Source organism: Sanguibacter antarcticus (assembly GCF_002564005.1).
In the GTDB taxonomy this organism is placed as follows: domain Bacteria; phylum Actinomycetota; class Actinomycetes; order Actinomycetales; family Cellulomonadaceae; genus Sanguibacter; species Sanguibacter antarcticus.
Map to the genome: position 1 here is coordinate 1,613,058 of NZ_PDJG01000001.1, position 24,708 is coordinate 1,637,765.

Annotated in this window: 22 protein-coding genes and 2 tRNA genes; 13 read left to right on the top strand and 11 right to left on the bottom strand. The window is 68.5% G+C overall.

The window, feature by feature from the left end:
- Positions 1 to 33 precede the first annotated feature (33 nt).
- The 5 genes from valS to ATL42_RS07335 all read left to right on the top strand — a co-directional run bounded on the left by valS (position 34) and on the right by ATL42_RS07335 (position 7,248).
- Positions 34 to 2,745: a valine--tRNA ligase gene (gene valS / locus ATL42_RS07315; protein WP_098454785.1), complete on the top strand. Its 2,712-nt coding sequence runs from the start codon at positions 34 to 36 to the stop codon at positions 2,743 to 2,745.
- Positions 2,738 to 4,540: an AMP-dependent synthetase/ligase gene (locus ATL42_RS07320; RefSeq protein WP_098454786.1), complete on the top strand. Its 1,803-nt coding sequence runs from the start codon at positions 2,738 to 2,740 to the stop codon at positions 4,538 to 4,540. Before valS ends, ATL42_RS07320 begins: the two co-directional genes overlap by 8 nt.
- A gap of 276 nt (positions 4,541 to 4,816) precedes the next feature.
- Positions 4,817 to 5,599 carry a transporter substrate-binding domain-containing protein gene (locus ATL42_RS07325; RefSeq protein ID WP_098454787.1) on the top strand — a complete coding sequence of 261 codons (783 nt, stop codon included), beginning with the start codon at positions 4,817 to 4,819 and terminating at the stop codon, positions 5,597 to 5,599.
- Positions 5,600 to 5,605: 6 nt separating this feature from the next.
- Positions 5,606 to 6,448 carry an amino acid ABC transporter permease gene (locus tag ATL42_RS07330; protein ID WP_098454788.1) on the top strand — a complete coding sequence of 281 codons (843 nt, stop codon included), beginning with the start codon at positions 5,606 to 5,608 and terminating at the stop codon, positions 6,446 to 6,448.
- Positions 6,448 to 7,248 carry an amino acid ABC transporter ATP-binding protein gene (locus tag ATL42_RS07335; RefSeq protein WP_098456415.1) on the top strand — a complete coding sequence of 267 codons (801 nt, stop codon included), beginning with the start codon at positions 6,448 to 6,450 and terminating at the stop codon, positions 7,246 to 7,248. The genes ATL42_RS07330 and ATL42_RS07335 overlap by 1 nt, the downstream gene beginning before the upstream one ends.
- An 80-nt stretch (positions 7,249 to 7,328) precedes the next feature.
- Here ATL42_RS07335 and ATL42_RS07340 read toward each other — a convergent pair whose 3' ends face one another.
- From ATL42_RS07340 to ATL42_RS07370, 7 genes are all read right to left on the bottom strand, one after another.
- A complete protein-coding gene (locus tag ATL42_RS07340) occupies positions 7,329 to 8,543 on the bottom strand; it encodes a baeRF2 domain-containing protein (RefSeq protein WP_098454789.1) in 1,215 nt (404 codons plus the stop codon).
- A 207-nt stretch (positions 8,544 to 8,750) separates the two neighbouring features.
- Positions 8,751 to 9,140 carry a chorismate mutase gene (locus tag ATL42_RS07345; protein WP_245862276.1) on the bottom strand — a complete coding sequence of 130 codons (390 nt, stop codon included), beginning with the start codon at positions 9,138 to 9,140 and terminating at the stop codon, positions 8,751 to 8,753.
- 13 nt (positions 9,141 to 9,153) lie between these two features.
- Positions 9,154 to 10,437 (bottom strand): ATP-dependent Clp protease ATP-binding subunit ClpX, encoded by a 1,284-nt coding sequence (gene clpX / locus ATL42_RS07350; RefSeq protein WP_098454790.1) that lies wholly within the window; start codon positions 10,435 to 10,437, stop codon positions 9,154 to 9,156.
- A 175-nt stretch (positions 10,438 to 10,612) separates the two neighbouring features.
- Complete coding sequence (locus ATL42_RS07355) at positions 10,613 to 11,314, bottom strand: ATP-dependent Clp protease proteolytic subunit (protein ID WP_098454791.1); 702 nt, start codon at positions 11,312 to 11,314, stop codon at positions 10,613 to 10,615.
- Positions 11,315 to 11,354: 40 nt separating this feature from the next.
- Positions 11,355 to 11,978: an ATP-dependent Clp protease proteolytic subunit gene (locus ATL42_RS07360; RefSeq protein WP_098454792.1), complete on the bottom strand. Its 624-nt coding sequence runs from the start codon at positions 11,976 to 11,978 to the stop codon at positions 11,355 to 11,357.
- Positions 11,979 to 12,172: 194 nt separating this feature from the next.
- A complete protein-coding gene (gene tig, locus ATL42_RS07365; RefSeq protein ID WP_098454793.1) occupies positions 12,173 to 13,540 on the bottom strand; it encodes a trigger factor in 1,368 nt (455 codons plus the stop codon).
- A 195-nt stretch (positions 13,541 to 13,735) separates the two neighbouring features.
- A tRNA-Pro gene (locus ATL42_RS07370) sits at positions 13,736 to 13,809 on the bottom strand.
- Between the two features lie 167 nt (positions 13,810 to 13,976).
- Between ATL42_RS07370 and ATL42_RS07375 the strand changes: the two genes are divergently transcribed.
- From ATL42_RS07375 to ATL42_RS07405, 7 genes are all read left to right on the top strand, one after another.
- Positions 13,977 to 14,050 (top strand) — tRNA-Gly (locus ATL42_RS07375).
- Between the two features lie 80 nt (positions 14,051 to 14,130).
- A complete protein-coding gene (locus ATL42_RS07380; protein WP_098454794.1) occupies positions 14,131 to 15,483 on the top strand; it encodes a DUF2254 domain-containing protein in 1,353 nt (450 codons plus the stop codon).
- Between the two features lie 393 nt (positions 15,484 to 15,876).
- Complete coding sequence (gene cysK / locus ATL42_RS07385) at positions 15,877 to 16,812, top strand: cysteine synthase A (RefSeq protein ID WP_098454795.1); 936 nt, start codon at positions 15,877 to 15,879, stop codon at positions 16,810 to 16,812.
- A 118-nt stretch (positions 16,813 to 16,930) separates the two neighbouring features.
- Positions 16,931 to 17,515, top strand: a complete 585-nt coding sequence (gene epsC / locus ATL42_RS07390) for a serine O-acetyltransferase EpsC (protein ID WP_098454796.1) — start codon at positions 16,931 to 16,933, stop codon at positions 17,513 to 17,515.
- Positions 17,516 to 17,679: 164 nt separating this feature from the next.
- Positions 17,680 to 18,033, top strand: a complete 354-nt coding sequence (locus ATL42_RS07395; RefSeq protein WP_098454797.1) for a GntR family transcriptional regulator — start codon at positions 17,680 to 17,682, stop codon at positions 18,031 to 18,033.
- On the top strand, positions 18,030 to 19,028 hold the full coding sequence (locus ATL42_RS07400) for an SdpI family protein (RefSeq protein ID WP_098454798.1): 999 nt from the start codon (positions 18,030 to 18,032) through the stop codon (positions 19,026 to 19,028). The genes ATL42_RS07395 and ATL42_RS07400 overlap by 4 nt, the downstream gene beginning before the upstream one ends.
- A gap of 77 nt (positions 19,029 to 19,105) precedes the next feature.
- Complete coding sequence (locus tag ATL42_RS07405) at positions 19,106 to 20,155, top strand: LLM class F420-dependent oxidoreductase (protein ID WP_098454799.1); 1,050 nt, start codon at positions 19,106 to 19,108, stop codon at positions 20,153 to 20,155.
- Between the two features lie 10 nt (positions 20,156 to 20,165).
- On the opposite strand, the gene ATL42_RS07410 is transcribed toward ATL42_RS07405, so the two are convergent.
- From ATL42_RS07410 to ATL42_RS07420, 3 genes are read right to left on the bottom strand one after another with little or no spacing between them, the layout of a single operon-like run.
- Positions 20,166 to 20,474, bottom strand: coding sequence for an MGMT family protein (locus ATL42_RS07410; RefSeq protein ID WP_098454800.1), 309 nt, complete (start codon positions 20,472 to 20,474; stop codon positions 20,166 to 20,168).
- 44 nt (positions 20,475 to 20,518) lie between these two features.
- The gene (locus tag ATL42_RS07415) at positions 20,519 to 21,529 is read right to left on the bottom strand and encodes an Fpg/Nei family DNA glycosylase (protein WP_098454801.1); all 1,011 of its coding nucleotides are present in this window, start codon (positions 21,527 to 21,529) and stop codon (positions 20,519 to 20,521) included.
- Between the two features lie 45 nt (positions 21,530 to 21,574).
- The gene (locus tag ATL42_RS07420) at positions 21,575 to 22,024 is read right to left on the bottom strand and encodes a ribose-5-phosphate isomerase (RefSeq protein ID WP_098454802.1); all 450 of its coding nucleotides are present in this window, start codon (positions 22,022 to 22,024) and stop codon (positions 21,575 to 21,577) included.
- 90 nt (positions 22,025 to 22,114) lie between these two features.
- Between ATL42_RS07420 and ATL42_RS07425 the strand changes: the two genes are divergently transcribed.
- Positions 22,115 to 24,121: a M13 family metallopeptidase gene (locus ATL42_RS07425; RefSeq protein ID WP_098454803.1), complete on the top strand. Its 2,007-nt coding sequence runs from the start codon at positions 22,115 to 22,117 to the stop codon at positions 24,119 to 24,121.
- A gap of 4 nt (positions 24,122 to 24,125) precedes the next feature.
- Here the strand turns inward: ATL42_RS07425 and ATL42_RS07430 are convergent, their stop codons facing one another.
- Positions 24,126 to 24,707 (bottom strand): hypothetical protein, encoded by a 582-nt coding sequence (locus ATL42_RS07430; protein WP_098454804.1) that lies wholly within the window; start codon positions 24,705 to 24,707, stop codon positions 24,126 to 24,128.
- Position 24,708: the final 1 nt, after the last annotated feature.

Here is a 24,708-nt window from a genome sequence, read left to right on the forward strand (position 1 = left end):
GGGCAGCCCGCGAGTCTGGAAAGATGGTGGACCATGAGCGCATCTGCTGGACTCCCCACGCCCGCCACCGGTTCCGAGCCCGACACGTCGCTGGTGGTGCGGGTCGGGACGGTCCCCGACAAGGTCAGCCTCGACGGTCTCGAGACCCGATGGGCCTCAGCCTGGGACGGATCGGGCACGTACTCCTTCGACCGCTCGGCGGACCGTGCAGACGTGTACTCGATCGACACCCCGCCGCCGACGGTCTCCGGCTCGCTGCACGTCGGTCACGTCTTCAGCTACACGCACACGGACGTCGTCGCCCGCTTCCAGCGCATGCGCGGCAAGTCGGTCTTCTACCCGATGGGCTGGGACGACAACGGACTGCCGACGGAGCGTCGCGTGCAGAACTACTACGGTGTCCGCTGCGACCCGTCGCTCCCCTACGTCGAGGGCTACGTGCCACCGCTGGAAGGAGCCGAGGGAAAGAGCGTCAAGGCCGCAGACCAGCAGCCGATCGGCCGCAAGAACTTCGTCGAGCTCTGCGAGCGCCTCACCGGCGAGGACGAGAAGGAGTTCGAGTCGCTGTGGCGATACCTCGGGCTCTCCGTCGACTGGCAGCACCACTACCAGACCATCGGTCGGACCGCTCAGGCCACCGCGCAGACCGCGTTCCTGCGCAACCTTGCCCGCAACGAGGCCTACCAGGCCGAGGCGCCGGGCCTCTGGGACGTGACGTTCCAGACGGCCGTCGCGCAGGCCGAGCTCGAGGCACGCGACTACCCCGGCCACTTCCACAAGGTGGCCTTCCACACCCCTGACGGCAGCGACGTCGTCATCGAGACGACCCGCCCCGAGCTCCTTCCCGCGTGCGTCGCCCTCATCGCGCACCCGGACGACGAGCGCTACCAGCACCTGTTCGGCACCACGGTGACCTCCCCGCTCTTCGGCGTCGACGTCCCTGTCCTCGCGCACACCATGGCGGAGCCCGACAAGGGCGCCGGCATCGCGATGTGCTGCACCTTCGGTGACCTTACCGACGTCCAGTGGTGGCGTGAGCTCCAGCTCCCCACCCGGTCGATCCTCGTCCGCGACGGGCGCATCACGCGCGAGACGCCGGACTGGATCACGTCCGAGCAGGGCACCGCGCTCTTCGCCGAGATGCTCGGCAAGACGACCTTCTCGGCACGGACCGCTGTCGTCGACGCTCTGCGGGAGTCCGGCGATCTCCACGGCGAGCCCGTCGCCACGCAGCGCAAGGCGAACTTCTTCGAGAAGGGCGACAAGCCGCTCGAGATCGTCACGAGCCGCCAGTGGTACATCCGCAACGGTGGGCGCGACGCCGATCTCAACGCGGCGCTGCTCGCTCGCGGCGACGAGCTGAAGTTCCACCCCGAGTTCATGGCCGTGCGCTACTCCAACTGGGTGGGCGGCCTCAACGGCGACTGGCTCGTCTCCCGCCAGCGCTTCTTCGGCGTGCCGATCCCCGTCTGGTACCCGGTCGACGCCCACGGCGAGCCCCGGTGGGACGCCCCGCTCGTCCCGGACGAGGCCGACCTGCCCATCGACCCGTCCTCCGACACTCCTGCAGGATTCACCGCCGACCAGCGCGGCCAGGCAGGCGGGTTCATCGGCGACCCCGACATCATGGACACCTGGGCGACCTCCTCGCTCACACCCCAGATCGCCGGCGGCTGGCTCACCGACCCTGACCTCTTCTCCCGCGTGTTCCCGATGGACCTGCGACCCCAGGGCCAGGACATCATCCGCACATGGCTCTTCTCGACCGTCGTCCGTGCGCACCTCGAGCACGGCTCGCTCCCCTGGGCCAACGCTGCGATCTCGGGCTGGATCCTCGACCCGGACCGCAAGAAGATGAGCAAGTCCAAGGGCAACGTCGTCACGCCCATGGGCCTGCTCGAGGAGCACGGCTCCGACGCGGTCAGGTACTGGGCCGCCTCGGCACGCCTCGGGACGGACGCAGCCTTCGAGGTCGGTCAGATGAAGATCGGTCGCCGGCTCGCCATCAAGGTGCTCAACGCGAGCAAGTTCGCGCTCTCGTTCGCCGGTGACGACGAGCTCTCGCTCGACCCGACGCTGGTCACCGAACCCCTCGACCGGGCGATGCTCGCCGGGCTCGCAGACGTCGTCGACAAAGCGACCGCAGCGCTCGAGGCGTACGACCACACCCGTGCGCTCGAGGTCTCCGAGACCTTCTTCTGGACGTTCTGCGACGACTACCTCGAGCTCGTCAAGGACCGTGCCTACGGTGCAGGCGACGCAACCGTGTCGGCTGCGACGCTCTCGGCTCGGACCGGTCTCGCCGTCGCTCTCGACACGCTGCTGCGCCTCTTCGCGCCGGTCCTGCCGTTCGCGACCGAAGAGGTGTGGTCGTGGTGGCGCGACGGCTCGGTCCACCACGCTGCATGGCCGGCGTCAGAGGGCCTGCGCACGGCGGCCGGAGATGCAGACGTCTCCGTGCTCACCGCGGCCGGGCACGCCCTCGGGTCGCTGCGCAAGATCAAGTCCGAGGCCAAGGTCTCCATGCGCACGCCCATCCTGCTCGCCGAGCTCGCGGTGCCTGCCGCATACCTGCCGGCGATCGAGTCGGCACGCGTCGACGTCGAGGGAGCCGGGCGCGTCACGGGCAGCCTGACGCTCGCGGTCGCAGGCTCCGACCAGGGCGACCCGTCCGTCCAGGGCGGGATCCTCGTCGTGCGCTCCGAGCTCGGCGAGGCCGAGCCGAAGCCGGCACGCAATGCGTGAGAAGGCGTCACCGAGCCACATCACCATCCCGCCTGAGACGTCCATCAACACGTTGCTCGCCGACCGCGTCCGCACGGCGGGCGCGGACCCTCTGTACGAGCGCAAGAGCGACGACGGCACCTCCTGGACCTCGGTCTCGGCGCAGTCCTTCGCCGACGACGTCGCGGCCGTCGCCGGAGGGCTCGTCGCTCGGGGCGTCGAGGTCGGCGACCGGGTCGCCATCATGTCCCACACCCGCTACGAGTGGACGCTCCTCGACTTCGCGGTCTGGGCCGTCGGGGCCGTTCCGGTACCGGTGTACGAGACGAGCTCGATCGAGCAGGTGCGGTGGATCCTCGACGACTCAGGTGCGTGCCTCGCCCTCGTCGAGACGGCAGCCCACGCGACGATCGTTGCCGCCGCCCGCACCGACCTTCCGGCGCTCACCGACGTCCTCGTCATCGAGGACGACGCGGTCGGCCTCCTGCGTGCTGCCGGCGTCGACATCGACGCCGCCCAGGTGACGGCGCGCAGCACAGCCGTCCACGGCGACGACCTCTCCACGATCATCTATACGTCAGGGACCACCGGGCGACCCAAGGGCGCCGAGCTCACGCACCACAACTTCGTGTTCCTCACACGCAACGGTGTCGAAGGCCTGGGAGACGTCTGCGCCGGCCCCGAGGCACGCACGCTCCTCTTCATGCCCCTCGCCCACGTGTTCGCCCGCTTCATCCAGGTCTTGTGCGTCACCTCCGGTGCCGTCCTCGGGCACACCTCGGACACCCGCACCCTCCTGCCAGACCTCACGTCTTTCGGTCCGACGTTCCTCCTCGCCGTGCCACGCGTCTTCGAGAAGGTGTACAACTCCTCCGAGCAGAAGGCCGGGGTCGGCCCCCGCCTCACGCTCTTCCGCTGGGCGGCCAAGGTCGCTGTCGACACCTCGACCGCCTGGGACTCACCGACCCGACCCTCGCTCGGGCTCCGGGCTCAGCACGCGGTGGCCGACGCCCTCGTCTACGGCAGGCTCCGTGCTGCGCTCGGCGGTCACGCGACGTACGCCATCTCCGGAGGCGCGCCCCTCGGAGAACGGCTCGGCCACTTCTACCGCGGTATCGGACTGACCGTCCTCGAGGGTTACGGGCTCACGGAGACGACCTCAGCGACGGCCGTCGGGCGTCCGGGCAGCACACGGGTCGGGACCGTCGGCCTCCCCTTTCCCGGCACCGCCGTCAGGGTCACGGACGACGGCGAGATCCTCGTCCACGGGGGCCACGTCTTCCGCGGGTACCGCAACGACCCCGACGCCACAGCCGAGGCGCTCGTGGACGGCTGGTTCCGGACCGGCGACCTCGGCACGCTCGACGACGACGGGTTCCTGCGGATCACGGGCCGCACGAAGGAGATCATCGTCACCGCAGGCGGGAAGAACGTCGCACCAGCGCTCCTCGAGGACCGGTTCCGTGGGCACCCGCTCGTCAGCCAGTGCGTCGTCGTCGGCGACCAGCAACGGTTCATCGCTGCGCTCGTCACGCTCGATGAAGAGATGCTCCCCGGGTGGTTGCGCACCCACGGTCTGCCAGACATGGACGTCAGAGCCGCAGCCGTGCACCCCACCGTCCTCGAAGCGCTCGAGCGCGCGGCCGCGCGCTCGAGCGAGGTCGTCTCCCGTGCCGAGTCCATCCGGAAGGTCCGCGTCCTGACGACAGACTTCACCGAGCGGAACGGATATCTGACGCCGTCGCTCAAGGTGCGTCGCTCTCTCGTGGTGAGCGACTTCGCCGCCGACATCACTGCGCTCTACGCGGTGGGCTGACGACCGGGACGGTGCACCACCGTCGGGCGGCTCCACCGTGAGTGGGCATACGGATCAGTAACGTAACATAAACGTAACCCAATGGATACCCTGTCCTGATATGGTGCGTTCTCCGGTCGCGATCGCCTCCGCCGTCGGCAACACTCAGGTGGAGACGGGTCCGACCGTTTGTTGAAGTGCTCGCACGCTGACGCGGCGTGCGTGACTGTCGTCCACCGGCCGCTGAGCCACGCTGTGCGCGTCGCTGGACGACGTTTCCTACGGTTCGAGGGGCTCATGAAAACGTCACGATCGATCATCCCGACGGCGGCAGTCGCTGTTCTGCTCCTCGCAGGCTGCAGCTCGACGGACACCGCAGCCGAGAGCGAAGGCGGCATCGCCCTCATCACAGAGGGCACGCTCACGCTGTGCACCAACCCACCGTACGAGCCGTTCGAGTTCGAGAAGGACGGCGAGGTCGTCGGCCTCGACATCGACATCGTCGCGGAGGTTGCCGCCGATCTTCGTCTCGAGCTCGCCACGGTGAGCACCCCGTTCGAGGGGATCCAGTCCGGTGCAGCGCTGAGCGCCGGCCAGTGCGACATCGTCGCGTCCGGCATCACCATCACGGACGAGCGTGCCCTGAACCTCGACTTCTCCGACGCGTACTTCGACGCCGACCAGGGCTTGCTCGTACCCGCCGGCTCCGACCTCTCGTCGATCGAGTCGCTCAAGGGCAAGCGGATCTCGGTCATGGTCGCCACCACAGGCGCGACGATGGCACAGGAGAACGGCCTGACCACGACCGAGTACGACGACCTCGGCACACAGATCCAGGCTCTCCAGGCGGACCAGGTCGACGCCGTGATCAACGACGTCGCCTCGCTCCTGCCGTACGTGGACCAGGGCTTCGAGATCGCCAGCAACTTCGCGACTGGTGAGGTCTACGGTCTGGGCGTCAAGAAGGGCAACACCGAGCTGCTCGACTCCGTCAACGCGACGCTCAGCCGCATCAGGTCCGACGGGACATACTCCAACATCTATGCCGAGTGGATCGGCGTCACCCCCTCCCAGGGCTGATCCATCATGACCACCGAGGACTCGACCGTCGCCCGGCACGCCCCACGCCGGGCGCGGTTGAGCCCACGGCGGCGCGCACGGATCTTCCGTGGGATCCAGTATGCGATCCTCGTCGTCGCCGTCGTCGGGATCTTCCTGCTCATCGACTGGGACCGGATCAGCGAGAGCGTCTTCAACATCGACGCTGCCAAGGCTCTGCTCCCGCGGGTGCCGCTCGCGTTCAAGAACACCGTCGTCTACACAGCCGCGTCCTTCGCGATCGGGTTGAGCCTCGGCACCGTGCTCGCACTCATGAAGCTCTCGTCCGTCGCGCCCTACCGCTGGATCGCGACCGCGTACATCGAGTTCTTCCGTGGGATCCCCGCGCTCCTCGTCGTGTTCTCGTTCGGCTACGCGGTGCCCATCGCACTGGGTGTCCGGATCGACTCCCTGACACTCAAGGCAGCTCTCGCCCTCGGGCTCGTCTCCGCCGCCTACATCGCCGAGACTCTCCGAGCCGGCATCCAGGCAGTCCCTCGGGGACAGGTCGAGGCCGCACGCTCGCTCGGCATGTCCAGCGGACGCACCCTCGCCACCGTGGTCATCCCGCAGGCGTTCCGGATCGTGCTGCCCCCCATGACGAACGAGATCATCCTCCTCACCAAGGACACCTCGCTCATCTTCGTCCTCGGGCTCGCTGCGTCCCAGTTCGACCTGACGAAGATCGGTCGCGACGCTCTCGTCTCCGCAGCAGGCGGAGGGACGACCGGCCTGTTCGTGGCCGGCTTCGGGTACCTGTGCATCACGATCCCCCTCGGACTGCTCGCCCGCTGGCTCGAGAACCGCACCGGCAAGAAGTCACGCCGATGATGCCCCCCGAGCCGAAGGAGCTGCACGTGGACACCGCCGCCGGACCCGTCGTCGCGATCACAGACCTGCGCAAGAGCTTCGGCAGCCGTGAGGTGCTCAAGGGGATCGACCTCGATGTGGCACCCGGCGAGGTCGTGTGCGTCATCGGCCCCTCCGGATCAGGAAAGTCGACCCTCCTGCGCTGCGTCAACCAGCTCGAGGTCGCAACCTCCGGGACCGTGACCGTCCTGGGAACAGAGACGACGGACCCGGACGTCGACATCGACGCCGTCCGGCAGAAGGTCGGCATGGTGTTCCAGCAGTTCAACCTCTTCACGCACCAGACCGTCCTGGAGAACTGCACGATCGCCCAGCGTCGGGTCCTGCGGCGCACCCGTGCCGAGGCGGAGGCGATCGCCCGGACGAACCTCGCGAACGTCGGGCTCGAGGACCGTGGCAACGCTCTCCCGTCGCAGCTCTCTGGAGGCCAGCAGCAGCGTGTCGCGATCGCTCGCGCGCTGAGCATGGACCCCGAGCTCATGCTCTTCGACGAGCCGACCTCGGCCCTCGACCCAGAGCTTGTCGGGGACGTCCTGTCGGTCATGCGTACCCTGGCCGAGAACGGCATGACGATGATCGTCGTCACGCACGAGATGGCGTTCGCTCGCGAGGTCGCCGACCGCGTGGTCTTCATGGACGACGGCATGATCGTCGAGCAAGGCCCTCCTGAGCAGGTCATCGGTGCGCCCGAGCACGCACGGACGCGCTCGTTCCTCGAACGGGTCCTCGACCCGACACATCCGCACCCCGGCAACCGATAGTCCGCTGGGCGGGGACTCCGCCGATGGCGAGGTCCCCGCCCAGCGACCCGGGTGGTGGTGCGGTCTGGCCCCGCGACGGCTCAGCCGACGGTGCGCAGACGGCCCGCGTCCGACGACAGGCTGGGCGCTCCCCCGTCGCTCGGGGTGCTCTCGTCGTGCCAGCGGAGCACAGCGCCGACGCCGTCCGGAAGGTTGACCGCCCCGTCCGACGGGGCGAAGGTCACGCCCGCATCCTGACCCAGCGCGGCACGCAAGAGCGCGACGTCGGCGCCGATCTTCCTGATGCCGTCGGTGACCCCGATGCCCTCGAGGTCCGACCGGCTGGTCGCGATCTGCAACAGCTCCGGCCCCACCCACAGGGTGAGGTCTGCGAAGTGCTGAGCCGTCTGCGCCTCGGACTCGAAGAAGATGAGCTCCTCGACCTGTCCGCGCTGGAGCACCGCGACGACGTCGGCCAGCGCAGAGACGGCTGCACCGTCCCGACCGTGCTCCTCGAGGAACTTCCCGAGCACCGTTTCCCGTCGCTTGGTCCGGAAAACGTCGAGCGCTGTGTTGAGCCGGCCTCTGAAGACCTCGTCCTTGACTCCGTCGTTCCGTGAGCCGCCCGGGACCTCGACCGTGAGCTCCGCCGTCTTCTTCCCGAGCGCACGTCGGACGAGCGGTACCGCCCGCACGTCGCCGGTGAGGATGACGAGCTCCGGCTTCTTCTCCAGCACCAGCCGATCGATCTCAGCCGCCACGACCTCCGTGTTGCGCTCCCAGGAGTCCTCCGCGCGGCTCTCGACGCGACGGTGAGACCAGCCGCCGGTGTGTGCCTTGACGACCTCGTCGTGGCCGCCTTCGACGACGTGGCGGAGCGCCTCGAGGCTCCCCCCGATCGCACGTGCCGACTCGACGAACGTCAGGTCAGCGCCCTCACGGTTGACCTCGACCACGAGGCGCGCGACCGACTCGTCGGCTGCGTGTGCCGCGGGCAGGAGGCCGGGGATCTCCCCGAACGTCGCTCGGTCTCGGACGGGTGGTTCTGCGAGAACCATGTCGACGAGGATCTCCTGGCTGTCCGCGACGAGGAACCGGCCGTGCGGTCCCGACACCCATGTGGGCCGCACGAGCACCTCCCCGATCTGGTCCAGCAGCGTCGAGCCGGCACCGTCACGCTCGAGCGCACGTCGCACGCCCTTCCACCGCTCCTCGACCTGCTGATCACCGGCCTCGGCGGCTGGTGTGGAGTCGAGGTAGACGGACACAAAGGGTCCGTCATGTCCGATCAGGGGCTTGAGCCAGTCAATCTTCATCCGGTCACACCTCATCACTCGTCGGAGATGGACGCGCGCCGCTGCGGTTCGACCTGGGCGGCACGGCGCCCGGGGACCATCCCACAGTGCTCTAGATCGACGGAGAGTGCCACTCAGCGCGGGCGCGCGGCTGTCGCAGCCGATCGTGCGCCCCCGTGGACCTGTTCGGGCCCGCTCGCGGGCTGCGCCGTTCCCGCGGTGCGGGGGTCAGGAGTACGTGTCCACCGTTCGGGACCCACCCTGCTCAGAGGCGATGAGCTCGTGGCGACGGATGACCTCGTGGACGATGAACGCGCGGAACTGCTCGGCGAAGGCAGGGTCGAGCCCTGCCCCCTCGGCGATGCGTGCGAGCGTCTCGATCTGGTGGCTCTCGCGGGCTGGGTCAGCCGGGGCGACGCCGCCCTCAGCCTTCAGCTCACCGACCCGCTGAGTGCACTTGAAGCGTTCGGCGAGCAGGTGCATGAGTGCCGCGTCGATGTTGTCGATGCTCCCGCGCAGCCTGAGGATCTCCGCACGGATCGCGGGGTTCTGGGTGGGGTCGTCGAGCGGTGCCCGCTCGGTGGCGGGATCGGGGGCCGAGCCCCCGATCGATGTCACACCCGTTCCCTGCTCAGGCACTCTTCTCACGAGGTGCGTCCTTGGAGCGAGAGTCACGCGGGACGAGCGTGGGATAGACGTTCTCCAGGACGACGGCTCCCGAGATGACGACCTTCTCGACGTCGTCACGGCTCGGTACCTCGAACATGACCTGCTGGAGGACTTCCTCCATGATGGCGCGCAGCCCGCGTGCACCGGTGCCACGCAGGAGAGCCTGGTCCGCGATCGCGGAGACCGCGTCGTCCGTGAACTCCAGCTCGACCCCGTCGATCTCGAACATCCGCTGGTACTGCTTGACGAGGGCGTTGCGCGGTTCTGTGAGGATCCGGACGAGGGCGCTCTGGTCCAGAGGCGTGACCGTCGTGATGATGGGCACTCGCCCGATGAACTCCGGGATGAGCCCGAACTTCAGGAGATCCTCCGGCATGACGTCCTCGTACACGCCGGTCTCGTCCGCCGCGGAGTGCAGGGGCGCCCCGAAACCGATGCCGTGCTTGCCTGCGCGCGACGAGATGATGTCTTCCAGCCCTGCGAAGGCTCCTGCGACGATGAACAGGACGTTCGTCGTATCGATCTGGATGAACTCTTGGTGAGGGTGCTTTCGACCGCCCTGCGGCGGGACCGAGGCCGTCGTCCCCTCGAGGATCTTCAGGAGCGCCTGCTGGACGCCCTCTCCCGAGACGTCACGAGTGATCGACGGATTTTCAGACTTCCGTGCGATCTTGTCGACCTCATCGATGTAGATGATGCCGGTCTCGGCCTTCTTGACGTCGTAGTCGGCAGCCTGGATGAGCTTGAGGAGGATGTTCTCCACGTCCTCGCCGACGTAGCCGGCTTCCGTCAGCGCGGTGGCGTCGGCGATCGCGAACGGCACGTTGAGCATCTTGGCGAGGGTCTGCGCGAGATACGTCTTGCCGCAGCCGGTCGGGCCGATGAGCAGGATGTTCGACTTCGCGATCTCGACCTGGCTCGAGTCCTCGCCGACGGACCGCACGCCTTCGCCGGCCTGGATGCGTTTGTAGTGGTTGTACACAGCGACGGACAGGGACCGCTTCGCGCCGTCCTGCCCGATGATGTACTGCTCGAGGAAGTCGAAGATCGCCTTGGGCTTCGGCAGCTCGACCATACCGATCTCAGCGGCCTCGGTGAGCTCTTCCTCGATGATCTCGTTGCAGAGGTCAATACACTCGTCGCAGATGTACACGCCCGGCCCAGCGATGAGCTTCTTGACCTGCTTCTGGGACTTCCCGCAGAAGGAGCACTTCAGCAGGTCTGCACCGTCACCGATTCGGGTCACTGTAGATCTCCTCCCGGTCCGCCCCCGGATGGGCCGGATAGACACCTCACGCCGTGCGCGCCCTGTGGGCGCGCACCACGGAGAGATGTTCGTTGCATCCATTCCACACCACTGGAACGCCATTGTCTGTATGGCGCTCCGATGGTACCTGAATCACCCCCGGACTAAAGGGAGATCACGACTTTTTCAGCGTGAGCGCCTTGCGGCTCTCGAGCACCTGGTCGACGAGTCCATACTCGACAGCCTGCTTCGCGCTGAGAATCTTGTCACGCTCGATGTCCTTGCGCACCTGAGCCTCGTCACGACCGGTGTGAAGTGCGATCGTACCCTCGAGCCACTCCCGCATGCGGATGAGCTCGTTGGCGTGGATCTCGATGTCGGACGCCTGCGCGTAGCCGCCACCTTCCATCGCCGGCTGGTGGATGAGGACCCGAGCGTTCGGGAGCGCCAGCCGCTTGCCGGGAGCGCCTGCTGCGAGGAGCACGGCCGCCGCTGATGCGGCCTGGCCGAGGCAGACGGTCTGGATCTGCGACGTGATGTACTGCATCGTGTCGTAGATGGCGGTCATCGCCGTGAACGAGCCACCAGGCGAGTTGATGTAGAGGATGATGTCGCGGTTCGGCTCTTGGCTCTCCAGCACGAGGAGCTGCGCCATGACGTCGTCTGCCGATGCGTCGTCGACCTGGACGCCGAGGAAGATGATGCGGTCCTCGAAGAGCTTCGTGTAGGGGTCTTGACGCTTGAAGCCGTAGGCGGTGCGCTCCTCGAACTGCGGGAGGACGTAGCGGGACGACGGTGCGCCGTAGGGCATCGCCCGACCGCCGGCGCCGGCGAGGCGCTGTGCGGTCGAGATGAACTGGGACTCAATGCTGCTCATGCGGTTGCTCCTCGATGTCTCAACAGTTGCGTACGCGGGCTCAAGACGTCGCGGTGCCGCCACCGCCGGCTACCGAGCCTGCGTGGGTCACCACGTGGTCGATGAAGCCGTACTCGAGAGCCTCAGGAGCCGTGAACCAGCGGTCACGGTCGGAGTCGGTGTGGATCTGCTCGACGGTCTTGCCGGTCTGGCTGGCGATGAGCTCGGCGAGGACACGCTTCATGTGCAGGATGAGCTCGGCGTTGATCCGGACGTCGGTGGCTGTGCCGCCGATGCCTCCGGAGGGCTGGTGCATCATGACGCGTGCGTGCGGGGTCGCGTAACGCTTGCCCTTGGCCCCGGAGGAGAGCAGGAACTGGCCCATGGATGCGGCCATCCCCATCCCGACGGTCGCGACGTCCGGCTGGATGAACTGCATCGTGTCGTAGATCGCCATCCCGGCGGTGATGGAGCCGCCCGGGGAGTTGATGTAGAGGTAGATGTCCTTCTCGGGGTCCTCGGCCGCGAGCAGCATCATCTGTGCGCAGATCGCGTTCGCGTTCTCGTCGCGGACCTCTGACCCGAGCCAGATGATCCGCTCCTTGAGGAGCCTGTTGTAGATGCTGTCGTTCAAACCTAGTCCGGCCACATCACCGCGCGCTGCCATCGGCATCTGCTCGTTCACGCCATCTCCCATCGCTTCACTGCTTGCTGTGCGTTGCAGTGACCCTAACGCGCAACACACCCTTGCTTCGTCCCTGAACGGCAGTGTTTCGCTTTGGGCGCAGTCTGCGGCCGCTGTTCATCCAGGCGGGTGGAGGACCGACGACGACGGCCCCCGCCTCGAGAGGCAGGGGCCGTCGTGACGTGCAACCGGTGTCAGGCCTTCTCGTCGGCCTCGACGACAGCGGCGTCCTCGGTCTCGTCCGAGGCGACCGTCTCGTCGGCGGCGACAGCCACGGCGGCGTCGTCCTCGTCCGAGCCGATGAAGTCCGAGAGGTCCACGTCGGCGCCCGCGCCGTCGAGGATCGTGACCTGGCGGAGCGCGACGGCCAGGGCCTTGGACCGAGCGACCTCGCCGACCATGGCCGGGATCTGGCCGTTCTCGTCGATCGTCTTGATGAACGTGTTCGCGTCCATGCCGTACTGGCGGCTCGCGTTGACGAGGTAGTCGAGGAGCTCGTTCTGAGCGACCTTGATCTCGAGCTGCTCAGCGAGGATGTCGAGCACGATCTGGTTCTTCAGCGCGGTCTCCGTCTGCTCGGTGACCTCGGTGCGGTGCTCTGCGTCTTCGAGGCGGCCTTCGCCCTCGAGGTGACGGACGACCTCGGCCTCGATCACGCCGGCAGGCAAGGGGACGTCGCCCTTCGTGAGCTCCTCGAGGAGGAGGTCACGGGCCTGGACGGCCTGGTTGGAGGACTTGATGTTCGCGGCCTGCTCGCGCAGGTCGGCGGTCAGCTCCTCGAGGGTGTCGAACTCGCTGGCGAGCTGGGCGAAGTCGTCGTCCGCCTCGGGGAGGTCACGCTGCTTGACGGTCGTCGCGACCACCGTGACGTCAGCGTCGGCGCCCTCGTGCTCGCCACCGGCGAGCGGAGCGACGAACGTGGTCGTCTCACCAGCGGACAGTCCCGTGAGCGCCTCGTCGAGGCCTTCGAGCATGTTGCCCGAGCCGATCTGGTAGGAGACGCCCGAGACGCTGTCGACCTCGTCGCCGGCGACCTTGGCCGTCAGGTCGAGCACGACGAAGTCGCCGTCGACCGCGGGACGGTCGACGCCCACGAGAGTGCCGAAGCGCTCACGGAGCGCGTCGAGGCGCTCTTGGACGTCGTCGTCGGTGACCTCGAGGTCGTCGACCGTGACGGTGATCCCGGAGAGCTCGGGGAGCTCGACCTCGGGACGGACCTCCACCTCGGCGGTGAAGTGCAGCTCGCCTTCGGTGCCGTCGAGGTCGGGGACCTTGATGACCTCGACCTCGGGCTGACCGAGCGGGCGGAGGTTGGTCTCGGTCACGGCCTGGCGGTAGAAGCCGGACAGCGACTCGTTGATCGCGTGCTCGAGGACCGCACCGCGGCCGACGCGCTGGTCGACGATGCGTGCGGGGATCTTGCCCTTGCGGAAGCCCGGGACGGTGATCTGCTCAGCGATGTGCTTGTAGGCATGATCGATGCTCGGCTTGAGCTCGTCGTATTCCACCTCGACGGTCAGCTTGACCTTGGTCGGGTCCAGGGTCTCGACGGCGCTCTTCACTTCGATGATCTCCAACTGATTGGTGGCGTGCCGAGTGCCCGGCACGGACAATTCTGAGCTTCTCGGGTCTCGCGGGAACGACTGTCGCGTCGCAGCGACGCTGCTCCCCCTCGTGGGCCACGGAGCACCCACGAGCGACCAGTAGATGGTACGCCACAGGGCCGCGTCCTATCGAACGCAGCCCTGTGATCATCGTCGGGGTGACAGGATTCGAACCTGCGACCTTCCGGCCCCAAACCGGACGCGCTACCAACCTGCGCCACACCCCGATGCTCGTGCATCGTCCAGACGACGCGACGGAGCAAGTGTAGTGGTCGCCAAGCAGTGCTGCGCGCGCCACCACGACCCACGAGCCCCGCGCGCCACCCACCCAAAACATTTGCTAAGGTTGCTCCCGCTGCGTCGACCACGGGAGAGCTGTGGGACGGAGCACCAAGCGGGCGTAGCTTAGTGGTAAAGCCTCAGTCTTCCAAACTGATGATGCGAGTTCGATTCTCGTCGCCCGCTCCACCTCGTTGATCTGCTGGAATCCTCGCCGCAGACACATCAAGAACACTCCCTCGTCCACGATCGAGGGATACCCTTCGCAGATGCGTTCGCGGTTTCTACGTGCCCGAGAGTCCTTCTGGTTCATCCCCGCCCTCAGCGGCGCCGGGGCAGTTCTCCTCGCCCTCGCGCTCATCGAGGTCGACCGGATCCTGCAGGCCGACGGCGTCCGGTCGATACCGCTCGTGGCAGACCTCTCCGCGACCGGCGGGCGCGCGATCCTCGCCGCGATCGGCGGAACCATGCTCGGTGTCGCGGCCACCTCGTTCTCCATCACGATCTCGGTCCTGGCGACGACGTCCTCGACCTACGGGCCGCGCCTCGTCCGCAACTTCATGGCGGACCGCGGGAACCAGGTCGTCCTCGCGGTGCACACGTCGACGTTCCTCTACTCGCTCGTCGTGCTCCGTGCTGTGCGCACCGAGCAAGACTCGACCGTCGCGTTCGTCCCGAGCGTCGCCGTCAGCGTCGCGGTCCTCCTCGCGACGTGCGGTGTCGCTGTGCTCGTGTACTTCATCCACCACATCGCGAGCTCCGTCCAGGTGACGACGCTGCAGAGCCGCGTCCTCGCCGAGCTGCTCGACGTCGTCGACCTCGTCTATCCCGACGAGCCAGCACGCGAGACCACGAAGGACAGCGTGCCGGACGTCACCACGACCGACGAGACTTTCAGGGCCACGTCGCCGGGATACGTCCAGCACGTCGACCTGAGGAAGCTCGTCTCGGCAGCACGGTCCGCCGACGTGGTCGTGCGCGTCCTGGCGACGCCGGGAGCCTACGTCCTTGCGGGGCAGCCGATCGCCGAGTCGATCGTCGACGCACGGCACGAGCACGCGCACCCGTCGGCGCCTCGTGGAGGGTCGACGACGTCGCTGGCGTCGGCGGTCGCGTCTGCGTTCACCGTCGCGACGCCTCGGACGCCGCACCAGGATCTCCGGTACGCCGCGCAAGGGCTCGTCGAGATCGGCATCCGTGGTCTCGCCGCAGGCACGAACGACCCGTACACGTGCGTCTCGGCGATCGACGCCCTCAGCGTCGCCCTGACGACACTGTGCTCGCGCCCGGCCAGACCGGACGAGCACGCCGACGACGAGCACCGGCTCCGCGTGCTGTGCACCTGGCCGACCCCGGCCGAGGTGCTCGCCGACGTCTTCCTCGCGCTGCGCACCTACTCGATGGACCACCCGCTCGTCGTCCGCGCGGGGGTGGAGCTCATCGACCGGCTCGAACCGGTCACCACGGGCGAGACACGGCGCGCGCTGCGCCTCGAGACGGAGGCCTTCCACGACGCCTATCTCGCGACCCAGCCACCAGCATTCGACGCAGGCCCCGTCCTCACGGCTCTCGGCGCCGTCCGGCTGAGGTTGTCAGACCACCCCGTGCCGCGTTCGCCCTGAGCGTGGAGCGGGCCTGGACGTTGCATGCCACGCGTACCGTGGATACAGTCGGTCTGACAGCATCCGGAGCGCATCCTTGCGCGACGGAGCGACGCGACGACGAGAGGAAGCGCAGTGAGCCTGCAGGTCATCATCCCGACCCGCCCCGCGCTCGTCCTGTGCACCCGTCGCCCCGCGTGCTGTCGGTGTCTCTAGAGCGTTGACCCGCGACCGCCTCGCGCGCGTCCCGTCAATGCTCCACACCCCCGTGGTCGCCTCGCGCCACCACCCTGACCGATCTTCCGCGCGCCCTCTGCGGCGCCCGGCGTCGCTCAGCAGCACCCCCTCCTCCCCCGTCGCACCGGCGTCACCCCCACCTGGTCTCAGCGACCACCCCAGAAAAGGACCCCACCCATGGCACGCATCTATGACGACGTGACGAAGCTCGTCGGCCACACCCCGCTCGTCCGCCTCAACCGCCTCACGGAAGGCGTCGGCGCGACCGTCGTCGCGAAGCTCGAGTACTACAACCCGGCGAACTCCGTGAAGGACCGCATCGGGGTCGCGATCATCGACGCAGCCGAGAAGTCGGGCACGCTCGCACCGGGCGGGACGATCGTCGAGGCGACCTCGGGGAACACCGGCATCGCGCTCGCGTTCGTCGGGGCCGCCCGCGGGTACGACGTGGTCCTCACGATGCCAGACACCATGTCCAAGGAGCGCCGCGCCCTCCTGCGCGCCTACGGGGCCGAGCTCATCCTCACGCCCGGCTCAGAGGGCATGAAGGGCGCCGTGAACAAGGCGAACGAGATCGCTGCCGAGCGTCCTGGGTCGATCCTCGCGAGCCAGTTCGCGAACGAGGCGAACCCCGAGATCCACCGCACGACGACAGCCGAAGAGATCTGGGCCGACACCGACGGGGCCGTCGACATCTTCGTCGCAGGCATCGGCACCGGCGGGACGATCACCGGTGTGGGCCAGGTCCTCAAGAAGTACAAGCCCGAGGTCCAGATCGTCGCGGTCGAGCCCGCGGAGTCCCCCATCCTCAACGGTGGCGCACCCGGCCCGCACAAGATCCAGGGCATCGGCGCGAACTTCGTCCCCGAGATCCTCGACACCACCGTGTACGACGAGGTCTTCGACGTCGACGCGGAGACGTCCGTAGCGGTCGCGCGCCGCGCCGCCAAGGAGGAGGGGCTGCTCGTCGGCATCTCGTCTGGCGCTGCGATCCACGCGGCGCTCGAGATCGGCAAGCGTCCGGAGAACGCCGGCAAGCTCATCGTCGTCATCGTGCCGTCGTTCGGGGAGCGCTACCTCACGTCGATCCTCTACGCCGACCTGCTCGACTGACCGTCTCGTGGTGGGGCTGCCGGTTCGCCGCCCCACCACGACCGCACCATCACAGCCACGACGGCGAACGCGCCGCACCCGTCTGCACCGCTCACCACACCGACAGGACACCCAGGGCATGACACGAGTACAGGCCGCATGGCAGCTCCTGCGGGAGGACCTCAATGCTGCGCTCGATCGCGACCCGGCCGCGCGAGGCGTTCTCGAGGTCGCTCTCGCCTACCCCGGTGTGCACGCGCTCTGGGCGCATCGCCTCACGCACCGGATGTGGAATCACCCCGGTCTGCGCCTCCCGGCGCGGCTCATCTCTCAGGCGACCCGTTCGGCCACCGGCATCGAGATCCACCCCGCAGCGACGCTCGGTCGACGCCTGTTCATCGACCACGGCATGGGGGTCGTCATCGGGGAGACGGCCGTCGTCGGTGACGACGTGACCCTCTTCCACAACACGACGCTCGGTGGGCGGTCCATGTCGCACGGCAAGCGTCACCCGACCCTCGGCGACCGGGTCGTCGTCGGCGCCGGCGCGAAGGTGCTCGGTGCGGTGTGGATCGGCGACGACGCGCAGATCGGGGCGAACGCTGTCGTCGTCAAGGACGTCTCCGCGGGCGACGTCGCGGTCGGTGTGCCGGCGAGGTCCACGTCTCGGCCGGCGTCGTCGCCCGCTGTCGAGCACTGCGAGGACCCGGCGATCTTCATCTAGGCCGGTGGTCGTCGTCGAGGGACGGCATCATGACGAGACGCACGAGAGAACGACGAGAGCGGACCAGGTGCACCGAGCACCTGGTCCGCTCTCGTGTGCGGCCGGGGTCACTGGTGAACACTCCCTGCTTGTGCGCATTGGACTAGAACAACTATTGTAAGACTGTGCTCTTCCGAATCGACCCCGCATCCCCCGAGCCCCTCTTCGCCCAGCTCGCGAGCCAGGTGCGGCTGGCAGCCGCCCGAGCCGACCTTCAGCCCGGAGAACGGCTCCCGGCCGCGCGCGACCTGGCCGACTCCCTCGGCCTCAACGTCCACACCGTGCTGCACGCCTACCAGGACCTGCGCGACGAGGGACTCATCGACCTGCGCCGCGGTCGCGGCGCCGTCCTCACCGAGCGCGCCGGCGCAGACTACGCCGCGCTCCGAGCAGCGCTCGCCGTCGTCGCCCACGAGGCCCACGTCCTCCACCTCTCCCCCGAGACCACGCTCGCCCTGCTCAAGGAGACCCTCGCATGACCGGTCACACCGCTCCCCCGCCCTCCACGCACCGCCGCTCGACGACCGCACTCGCGCTCGCCCTGCCGCTGGCCCTCCTCGGAGCGACCACAGCAGTGGCATGGTCGTGGAAGGACGTGCTCCCTGATCCGGTCGCGAGCCACTGGGGCACCGACGGGGTCGACGGGTTCGCCAGCCTCACCGGTGCCGTCGCCGTCCCGCTGATCGTCGGCACGGCGTTCGTCGTCGGCCTGTGGGCCTTCGCCTGGTACCGAGGGGCGCTCGCCTCGACACGCCGCCTCATCAACGGCACCAACGTCTGGCTCGCCGCCTTCCTCTCGGTCGTGACGCTCGGCATGCTGCACCTCCAGAAGGGGCTCGCAGACGCCGCCGACGTCGGAGGAATCGGCGGTGTCATCGTCCTCGCTCTCGGCCTCGCCACCGTCGCTGGGGTTCTCGTCGCGCTGCTCACGCCTGCCGGGGCTCCTCGACCGACGACCGACCCCGTCCCCGCCGACGCGAGCCGGGTACCCCTCGGAGACGCCGAGCGAGCGATGTGGTTCCGACGCGTCCGTGGGGGCGCCGGCCTGGCGGTCGGCTTCCTCGCGGCCGCCGCCACCGGCACCCTGGCGATCGCGACCGGAGACTGGTGGATGCTCCTCGTGCCTGTCGGCACGGTGGCCCTCGTGGCATCCATGTTCAGCTGGATCGTCCGGGTGGACGACACAGGCCTGAGCGTCAGGTCCTCGCTCGGCATCCCGCGGTCCCACATCCCGCTCGACGAGGTGGTGCAGGCCCGCGCCACGACGGTGCGCTGCTTCGCCGAGTTCGGCGGGTGGGGCTGGCGCACGGCGCGGGACGGCCGCACGGGGATCCTGCTGCGCTCGGGCGACACGCTCGAGGTGACCCGCACCGGCGGCGGGATCTTCGTCGTCACGGTGGACGACGCCGCGACGGCCGCGGGGCTGCTCAACACCTTGGCCGACCGGGTGCGTCGCACGGACGCAGTCGAGTAGGCTCTCGACAAGTACGTAGTACCGACAGTCTCACGTTGGTTGTCGGTGTCCCGCTCACCTCAACGACGAGGATCATCATGCGCATCGGAGTTCACACCGGCTACTGGTCCGCCGGCTCACCCCCCGGGATCGCTGACGCCGTCCGCCAGGCAGACATGCTCGGCGCAGACTCCGTCTGGACAGCCGAGGCCTACGGATCAGACGCCCTCACACCGCTCGCCTGGTGGGGCGCCTCCACCAGCCGCATCCGGCTCGGGACTGCGGTCATGCAGATGTCGGCACGCACACCGACCGCTGCCGCGATGGCCGCGCTCACCCTCGACCACCTGTCCGGAGGACGCTTCATCATGGGCCTCGGGGTCTCCGGTCCCCAAGTCGTCGAAGGCTGGTACGGGCAGCCGTACCCCCGTCCGCTCGCCCGGACTCGCGAATACGTCGAGATCGTCCGTCAGGTCTTCGAGCGAGAACGCCCCGTGACCTACGACGGAGCGTTCTACACGCTCCCGCTCACCGCAGAGGCAGCCGGAGGGCGTCCGATCACCGGGCTCGGCAAGGCGCTGCGCTCCACCGTCCACCCGCTGCGCCGCGACCTGCCGATCCACCTCGCCGCCGAAGGGCCGAAGAACATCGCGCTCGCCGCCGAGATCGCCGACGGGTGGCTCCCCCTCTTCTACGCGCCTCGACTCGATGCCGACTTCCGGGCGCTCCTTGCCGAGGGCTTCGCGCTGCGCTCACCCGACCGCTCCCCCGCCGAGACGTTCGAGGTGTCCGCCACGGTGCCGGTCGTCGTCGACGACGACGTCGAGAAGGCAGCCGACACCGTCCGCCCGTTCCTCGCGCTCTACATCGGCGGCATGGGAGCGAAGGGCGCCAACTTCCATCGCAACGCCATCGACCGTCTCGGCTACTCCGACGCCTGCGACGAGGTCGAGGAGCACTACCGCGCCGGTCGCCGCGAGGAAGCCGCCGCCGCAGTGCCGACGGCGCTCGTCGAAGACATCGCGTTGGTCGGGCCCCCGGAGAAGATCCGCGACGAGCTCCGTGCATGGGAGGACACCGCCGTGACGACGATCATCGTCCAGGGCGACGCGCGAGCGCTCGTCACGGTTGCCGGCGCGCTCGGCTGAGCCAGGACGGTCATCGAGGCTGGTAGGCGGCGGCACGCAGATCGACACGCGTACCGTCGCCCACCAACGGGCAGCCGTCGGCGCGCAGCCGCTCGATCGCCAGCGAGGTCTGGTGGCGCGGAGGAGCACCAGCAGCGTTGACGACCCGCCACCACGGGACACCCGCGCCTGCACGGCTCAGGACCTGCCCGACCTGACGAGGCCCGCCGCGGCCGAGCGCAGTCCCGACCACGAGCGCGATCCCGCCGTACGTCATCGCCTGGCCTGCGGGGATCGTCTCGACGAGGTCGAGAACCGCCTCCATGTACTCCTCGTCCATCGCTGCTCCTCACCCAGGCCCGTCGTGCGTCGGTCGGCGGTCGCTCAGAGCGACTGACAGCGCGGGCACCAGAAGAGCGTGCGTCCCCCGAGGTCCGCGCGCGCGACGGTCGTGCCACACACCCGGCACGGCAGACCGTCACGGTGGTAGACGTAGAACGCCTCGTCGCTCGGGACGGCGTCCCGCTGACCGTCCGTGTTCTGGAGCGTCCGTCGGCGCCGGCGCCTGCTGGCCGGCTCGGTCGGAGCGCCTCCCTCGGCTGCAGGGACTGCTCCCCGGTCCTCGGGCCGTGTCGTGACGATGGCGCCCACCCGGGCGCCGTCGCGCATGAGACCGACGAGGTCGGCCCAGAGGTCGAGCGCAGTCTCCCGCGGAACCGCCGTCCCAGGGGTCGCCGGGGCGAGACGAGCACGGAAGAGGGACTCCGCACGGTAGATGTTGCCGACCCCAGCAAGCACCGCCTGGTTCATCAGCTGGAGGGCGACGCTGCTGCGGGAGCGCGTGAGCGCTGCGACGAACGCCTCCGGGTCAGCGTCGTCGCGGAGCGGGTCCGGACCGAGCCGTCCGAGGACCGTGGCCCTCTCCGGACCGGTGATCACCTCGCAGGCCGTCGGGCCGGTGAGGTCGGCGACAGCGTGCGCCGAGGCGATCCGGACCCGGACCTGCCCTCGAGGAGCAGGTGGCGCCCACGGTCCGTCGCTCGCCTCGACCCCGTCGAGGGTCGTCGTGCGGTCGGTCTCGCTGACACGGCGTCGCGGAGCGCCGATCGCGTGCACGACGTCAGCACCCGGGTCGCCCGCAAACGTCCATGCGCCGTAGAGCCCGAGGTGGACCCGCAGCCAGCGCAGGTCGTCGTTCTCTCTGCTGGACCGTGCTTCGGCGAACCCGAGGAACATCTGCTTTCCCCAGGCTTCGCTCGCTACGAGGACTCTCCCGTCCAGTCGTGCCGCACCGGCAGCGAAGCGACCTTGCGGGCTCGAGACCGCCAGATCCTGCTCACCGAACAGCCTGCCGAACGTCGTGGCGAGCCGGTGGACGGTGTGACCTTCAGGCACCTGGGTGATCAGACGTCGACGTGCATCGAGCAGCTGGCGACGTGGTCAGCGGTCGGCCTCGTACGCGCTGACCTCGTCGATGCGGCGCTGGTGCCGGGCGTCGCCGCTGAACGGCTCCGCGAGGAACACGTCCACGAACGACGCAGCCTCCTCGGGCGTGTGCTGACGCGCTCCGACGGCGACGACGTTCGCGTCGTTGTGCTGACGTCCCAGCCGCGCGGTGTCGAGGTTCCAGGCCAGAGCGGCACGCACCCCGTCCACCTTGTTCGCGGCGATCTGCTCGCCGTTGCCCGAACCACCGATGACGATCCCGAGAGATCCCGGCTCGGCGACGACAGCCTCGCCGGCTGCGATGCAGAACGAGGGGTAGTCGTCCTGCGGGTCGAAGGCGTGGGCGCCGTGGTCCACGACATCGTGGCCCTCGTGGCGAAGGTGCTCGGCAAGAAAGGACTTCAGCTCGAAACCGGCATGGTCAGAGGCAATGTGAACGCGCATGGCACCATCATGCCGCATCTCTCGAGGGCCGCGCCGGTGACATCGTCACGCGGAGGCGCGGTACGGGGCACACCGCCTAACCTGGGACGTATGACTACAGATGACACCGCCGGGGCTGCACCCAGCACCCGGTCCGGGATCGACCTCACCGCGATCGACGATGCGGTCCGCCCCCAAGACGATCTCTACCGTCACGTCAACGGACGGTGGCTCGCCTCTCACGTGATCCCAGGAGACCGCGCCGCGGACGGGGCCTTCCGCGTCTTGCACGACGACGCAGAGGCGCACGTCCGCGAGATCATCGAAGAGCTGGCCGACCAGGAGGGTCTGTCCGGAGTGTCGGCGCAGATCGGTGCTCTCTATGCGAGCTTCATGGACACCGAGCGGGTGGAGACGCTCGGCGCGGACCCCCTGGCGTCAGACCTCGCTCTCATCGCCGGCGCGACCACGCAGGCTGAGCTCACCGGCGCGCTCGGCGCTCTCCAGCGAACCGGCGGGGCGGGCGCGTTCGGGTTCTGGGTCGACAACGACGCCAAGGACCCGGAGAAGTACGTCGTGCACCTCTACCAGGCAGGGCTCGGGCTGCCGGACGAGTCCTACTACCGCGACGACAAGTACGCCGAGATCCGGGAGGCCTACGTCACCCACGTCGCCCGGATGCTCGAGCTCGCGGAGATCTGCGGTCCCGAGTCTGCGACCGACTGCGCCGCGCGCATCGTCTCGCTCGAGACACAGCTCGCCAGCCACCACTGGGACGTCGTCCGCGACCGCGACTCCGAGCTCACCTACAACCCGACGACCATGCACGCCCTCGCCGAGTCTGCGCCCGGGTTCGACTGGCGCGCCTGGGCAACCGCCATCGGCGCCCCAGCACACGCTCTCGACGACGTCGTCGTGCGGGAGCCAGAGTTCTTCGAGGGCTTCGCCTCGCTCTGGCAGAGCGTGCCGCTCGAGGACTGGAAGACGTGGGCGGCCTACCACCTCGTCTCTGCCCGCGCGGCCTACCTCTCGGACGCCTTCGTCGACGCGAACTTCGACTTCTACGGGCGCACGCTCTCCGGCACGCAAGAGGTGCGCGTGCGGTGGAAGCGCGGTGTCTCGCTCGTCGAGGGTGCGCTCGGCGAGGCTGTCGGCGAGGTCTACGTGGAGCGACACTTCCCCCGCAGCCACAAAGAGCGCATGGACGTCCTCGTCAAGAACCTCATCCAGGCGTACCGCGAGTCCATCGTCGCTCTCGAGTGGATGGGGCAAGAGACCAAGACCAAGGCACTCGCGAAGCTCGCCGCGTTCACTCCCAAGGTCGGCTACCCGGTGCGGTGGCGCGACTACTCGGCGCTCGTCGTCGAGGCAGACGACCTCCTGGGGAACGTCCGCCGGTCTAACGCGTTCGACCTCGACCACGAGCTGGCCAAGATTGGCAAGCCGATCGACCGCGACGAGTGGCACATGACACCGCAGACGGTGAACGCCTACTACAACCCGTCGATGAACGAGATCGTCTTCCCGGCTGCGATCCTCCAGCCCCCGTTCTTCGACCCGGAGGTCGACGACGCTGCCAACTACGGCGGCATCGGGGCCGTCATCGGTCACGAGATCGGGCACGGCTTCGACGACCAGGGGTCGAAGTACGACGGCGCCGGACGCCTCGAAGACTGGTGGACGAGCTCGGACCGAGCCGAGTTCGAGAGGCGGACGACGTCCCTCGTCGACCAGTACGACGCCGTCTACCCCGCCCAGCTCGGCCCGGAGCACCCGGTCAACGGAGCCCTGACCATCGGCGAGAACATCGGCGACCTCGGCGGGCTGTCGATCGCTCTCAAGGCCTATCGCCTCGCTCTCGGCACAGAGCTCTCCGCCGCGCCCGTCGTCGACGGGCTCACCGGCACCGAGCGCGTCTTCCTCAGCTGGGCGCAGGTGTGGCAGACGAAGATGCGAGACGAGGCTGCGATCCAGCGGCTCGCGACCGACCCTCACTCACCGGCAGAGTTCCGCTGCAACGGGGTGGTCCGCAACCTCGACGAGTTCCACTCGACGTACAACGTCCAGCCGGGCGACGCCCTCTACCTCGCACCTGAGGAGCGCGTCCGGATCTGGTAGACGGTCAGTACGTCGAGATGCCGGCACGGGCAAGGGTGAATCCCTTGCCCGTGCTCGTGTCCGTGCACTTCATGCCCGACTCCGTGCTGTCGCACGAGAAGTTGTTCACCGTGAGGTTCTGGCCATAGTCGAGGACGTCGACCGTCGCGTCGGCAGTACCTGGCAGGTCCGCGTCGCTGATGCACGGGACAGCGACCCCCTCCGTCGTCAGCGTGACGACATAGCCCTCGCTGCCGTCGCACCCGGCGACCTCGGCCGGCGCTGACGCGAGCGTCGCGATGGAGCACCGGACCTCGCTCGGCGAGAGCGCACAGACGATGTTGCCGCTCGGGGACGCGACGGTCTGGGCACCCACGTCTGGTTCCGCAGCACCTTCCGTCGCGGGCGCCGACGTCGTCGGTGCAGACACGCTCGACGACGGCGTCGCTCCCTCAGACGCCTCGGGCTCGTCGGAGCCGAGCGAGGCGCCGAGCCAGATGGCCCACACGACGAGCAGGACGTCGAGGACGATGAACGCGATGAGGCTCGGGGCGAGCCCCTGCCTCTCCTCTACGGTCGACGACCTGGTGGGCGACGTGCCTGGCATC